The sequence below is a fragment of the Aeromicrobium sp. genome, from assembly GCF_036676885.1.
GTDB lineage: Bacteria > Actinomycetota > Actinomycetes > Propionibacteriales > Nocardioidaceae > Aeromicrobium.
In genome coordinates this window covers 1-4,683 of sequence record NZ_JAKFCB010000096.1, presented here as the reverse complement: position 1 = coordinate 4,683, position 4,683 = coordinate 1, and the positions used below count along the sequence as shown (strand labels likewise).

Here is a 4,683-nt window from a genome sequence, read left to right as displayed (position 1 = left end):
GGCTTCGAGGACGAGTTCGCCGAGGTGGTCGGCGGGGCGCACTGCGTCGCCGTCAACTCCGGCACCTCGGCTCTCCAGCTGTCATTGCTCGCGCTCGGCATCGGTCCCGGTGACGAGGTCATCGTCCCGTCCTTCTCCTTCGCGGCGACGGCGAACGCTGTGCGGCTGGTCGGCGCGGAGCCGCGCTTCGCGGACATCGAGCCCGACTCGTTCAACGTCGACCCCGACGCCGTGGCGGCCCTCATCGGTCCCCGTACGGTCGCCATCATGCCGGTCCACCTCTACGGACTCCCGGCGCGAATGGACGCGATCAAGGCATTGGCCGAGACCCACAAGCTTGCCGTCGTCGAGGACGCGGCGCAGGCCCACGGAGCGGCGATCGACGGCCAGGCCGTCGGCAGCTTCGGCGACGTCGGCTGCTTCAGCTTCTACCCCACCAAGAACATGCACTCCCTCGAGGGAGGGATGGTCTCGACCGCTGATGCGGAGGTGGCCAGGACGCTGCGACTGCTCCGCAACCAGGGCATGGAGCAGCGCTACGCCAACGAGATTGTCGGCGCCAACATGCGGCTGACGGACGTCGCTGCTGCGATCGGCCGCCGCCAGCTGACGCAGCTGCACGGCTGGACCGAGAAGCGGCGCAGCAACGCCGCGCGCTTCGACGCCGAGCTCAAGGGCGTCACCACGCCTGCGGTGCCGAGCGGCTATCGGCACGTCTACCACCAGTACACGATCCGCGTGGAGTCAGACCGTGACGCCATCCAGGAGGGCCTCAAGGCCCGAGGCATCGGCAGCGCGGTCTACTACCCGACTCCGATCCACCGGTTGAAGCCCTACCTCGGCGCCGACGGCTCGCCCCATCGAGACAGCGAGCTGCCCGAGACCGATCGCGCCGCGCTCGAGGTCCTGTCGATCCCGGTGTTCCCGTCACTCACCGACGAGGAGCTGGACCGCATCATCGCCGGCGTCAACGACGTGGTGGCCAGCGCATGACCTTGCGCGCCGGACTGATCGGGATGGGCGCGATGGGTCGCAACCACGCGCGCGTCCTCGCCGGCCTCGAGGGAGTCGAGCTGGTCGGCGTCGCCGACCCCATGTTCGAGGAGCCCGTGCACGGCGCTCCTGTAGTGACGGACGTCGAGCAGCTCATCGCCCTCGGCATCGACTACGCCGTCGTGGCCTGCCCGACCGGCCTGCACGAGTCCGTGGGCCTCGCCCTGGCGGACGCCGGGGTCAGTGCCCTGATCGAGAAGCCACTGGCCGACACCGTGGCCGGTGCCCAGCGGCTCGCGGACGCGTTCGCGGCCAAGGGCCTGGTGGCCGGCGTCGGGCACATCGAGCGCTACAACCCGGCCCTGCAGAGTCTCCAGACCAGGCTCGCGGCCGGCGACCTCGGTGAGGTCTACCAGGTCGTGACCCGCCGCCAGGGCCCGTTCCCGCACCGCATCGCCGATGTCGGCGTCGTCAAGGACCTGGCGACCCACGACATCGACCTCACCAGCTGGGTCACGGGCGACGACTACCAGTCGGTCTCGGCGCACACCGTCAAGAAGAGCGGTCGCCCTCACGAGGACATGGTCGCCGTGGTCGCGCAGATGACCGGCGGCGTGATCGCCAACCACCTGGTCAACTGGCTGAGCCCGTTCAAGGAGCGCTCGACCGTCGTCACCGGTGAGCGGGGTTGCTTCATCGCCGACACGCTGCGCGCCGACCTCACGTTCTATGCCAACGGTGTCGTCACCACCGAGTGGGAGCTCGTGCAGGCGTTCAGGGGGGTGTCCGAAGGGGACATGACCAGGTTCGCGCTGAGCAAGCGTGAGCCCCTGCTGGTCGAGCACGAGCGCTTTCGTGACGCGGTCCTGGGCAAGGACTCCGACATCGTCACCCTCGAGCAGGGCCTGCGCACGGTCGAGGTCGCGGCGGCGATCCTCGAGGCGGCGGCCACCGGTCGCGTGGTGTCCACCGCGCTCGCGCAGGAGCGCGGATGACCGAGCCCTCTGGGACTCGTGGCCGGATCGTGATGCTCGTCGACAACGGTGTCCGGTTCGACTCGCGGGTGCAGAAGGAGGCGGTCTCGGCCGCCGAGCGCGGCTGGGACGTCGTCCTGCTGGGCCGCAAGCCCGCAGGGGACCAGAGGGTCGAGTGGAACATCGGCCAGGCGACGGTTCGCCTGATCAGGGTGCTGAACCCCATGAAGGTACGCCGCTTCGAGTACCGCCGGGGCGGGCTGCGCTCGCCGCTCGCGTACCCGCCGGGCCCGCTGGCCGCCTACCGCGTGCAGGGGGTCAAGGCGTGGAAGGCCGATCTTGTGGTCCGCCGGGCGGTGCTCTCGGGTCGTCGATCGGCCTGGGCGTCCGCGGGCCGCTTCGCGCTGGGCGCCCAGCTCTTCATGGCCAAGGTGGCAGGCCGTTGGGTCAGCTTCCGGTCGGCGCGCACCGACTCGTTGAACCGTCGCCGCAAGGCGATGGACGGCCCACTCGACCGGTTCACGACCGCGATGTGGCAGAAGGTGCTCGGTGACCGGGCCTGGCGTCGGCTTGATCCCGGAGTATGGGACTGGGAGCTTGCCTACGGCCCGGTGATCGACGACCTGAAGCCCGACCTCATCCACGCCAACGACTTCCGCATGCTGGCGGTCGGCGCGCGCGCCGCCGCCCGTGCCAAGGCTTCCGGCCGCCCGGTGAAGCTCGTGTGGGATGCCCACGAGTTCCTGCCCGGGATGCGGTCGTGGGGCGCGCAGGGGATGCACCCGCGATGGCGTCCGGCCATGCAGGCACTCGAGCACGAGTTCGCGCCCTACGCCGACGCCGTCGTCACGGTGAGCGATGAGCTGGGCGACCTGCTCGTGCAGGAGCACGGCCTCCAGCAGCAACCGGGCGTCGTCCTCAACGCCCCGATGGCGCACGATGCCTCTTCACGATCCTCCACGGCGGTCGACGTCCGTACGGCCTGCGGTCTCACGACGGACACACCGCTCATCGTCTACAGCGGGCTTGCGGCGCACAAGCGCGGTCTGGACACCATGGTGGATGCGCTGCCGATGCTCGACGGGGTCCACGTCGCCCTGGTCGTCTCGGACCCAGAGCTGCCCTACGTCGTCAAGCTGTCCCGCCGTGCCGAGGCCCTGGGTGCCCGCGACCGGCTGCACCTGGTGCCGTACGTCCCGATCGAGGACATCGTGCCCTACCTCTCGACCGCCGACGTGGGCGCGATCCCGCTGCATCACTGGCCCAACCACGAGATCTCGTTGCTCACGAAGTTCTTCGAGTACTCGCACGCCCGCCTGCCCATCGTGGTCAGTGACGTCCAGGCGATGGCGGCCAAGGTCCGCGAGACCGGCCAGGGCGAGGTGTTCGTCGCCGAGGACGTCGACGACTACGTACGTGCCGTCAAGGACCTCCTGGCCGACAACCAGCGCTACCGGCGCGCATACGACACTCCCGGCCTGCTCGAGGAGTGGACGTGGGAGCGTCAGGCCGACGAGCTCGACCGCATCTATTCGCGACTTGTGTCAGGAGATTGAACGTGCAGATCTGTGTGGTGGCGCTCGGCAAGATCGGACTGCCGTTGGCGGTGCAGTTCGCCAGCAAGGGGCACCGGGTCATCGGCGCGGACGTCAACCAGTCGGTGGTCGACGCGGTCAACGCCGGAACCGAGCCGTTCCCGGGTGAGTTCGAGCTGGGCACCAAGATGCGCGCCGCGGTCGACGCGGGACTGCTGAGCGCGACGACCGACACCGCCGACGCCGTGTCCCGGTCCGAGGCCGTCGTGGTCGTCGTGCCGCTGTTCGTCGACGCCGAGGGCGTGCCCGACTTCGGCTGGATGGACGCGGCCACCCGTGACATCGCCCGCGGCCTGAAGCCCGGCACGCTGGTGAGCTACGAGACGACGCTCCCGGTCGGCACGACGCGCAACCGCTGGGCTCCGATGCTGGAGGAGGGTTCGGGACTCACGGTCTCTGAGGACTTCTCGCTGGTGTTCAGTCCCGAACGCGTGCTCACCGGGCGCGTGTTCGCTGACCTGCGGCGCTACCCCAAGCTGGTCGGAGGAGTGGACGCGTCGTCCACCGCGCGAGGCATCGAGTTCTACGAGGCCACGCTCGACTTCGACGACCGCGACGACCTGCCGCGGCCCAACGGGGTGTGGGACCTGGGCAGCTCCGAGGCCTCGGAGTTCGCCAAGCTGGCCGAGACCACGTATCGCGACGTCAACATCGGCCTCGCGAACCAGTTCGCCCGCTTCGCCGACTCGCAGGACATCGACGTCCTGAAGGTCATCGAGGCCTGCAACAGCCAGCCCTACAGCCATATTCACCTGCCGGGCATCGCCGTCGGTGGGCACTGCATCCCGATCTACCCGCGCATGTACCTCTGGAACGATCCGGCCGCCACGGTCGTCCGCGCAGCGCGCGAGGCCAACGCCGGGATGCCGTCGTACGCCGTGGACCTCCTCGCGGCCGCAGAGGGAGACCTCGACGGACTGGCCGTGGCGGTGCTGGGCGCCGCCTACCGCGGCGGGGTCAAGGAGGCCGCGTTCTCGGGGGTGTTCCCGCTCGTAGAGGACCTTCGCAAGCGCGGCGCCGTGCCGTACGTCTCCGACCCGCTCTACGACGACGGCGAGCTGGAGGCGCTGGGGCTGACCCCGCACCGCGGCGAGCAGGTCGACGCGGTTGTCGTGCAGGCG

Annotated in this window: 4 protein-coding genes; all 4 read left to right on the top strand. The window is 69.7% G+C overall.

Annotation, left to right across the window (positions count from 1 at the left end; translation table 11 throughout):
• On the top strand, nt 1-993 hold a 993-nt coding region (locus V6M46_RS05065), incomplete at its 5' end, for a DegT/DnrJ/EryC1/StrS family aminotransferase (RefSeq protein WP_332662690.1).
• On the top strand, nt 990-1,988 hold the full coding sequence (locus V6M46_RS05060; protein ID WP_332662689.1) for a Gfo/Idh/MocA family protein: 999 nt from the start codon (nt 990-992) through the stop codon (nt 1,986-1,988). The genes V6M46_RS05065 and V6M46_RS05060, both read left to right, overlap by 4 nt.
• Complete coding sequence (locus V6M46_RS05055) at nt 1,985-3,523, top strand: glycosyltransferase (protein WP_332662688.1); 1,539 nt, start codon at nt 1,985-1,987, stop codon at nt 3,521-3,523. Before V6M46_RS05060 ends, V6M46_RS05055 begins: the two co-directional genes overlap by 4 nt.
• Nucleotides 3,524-3,525: 2 nt before the next feature.
• The coding region (locus tag V6M46_RS05050; RefSeq protein WP_332662687.1) for a nucleotide sugar dehydrogenase at nt 3,526-4,683 on the top strand (1,158 nt) is incomplete at its 3' end.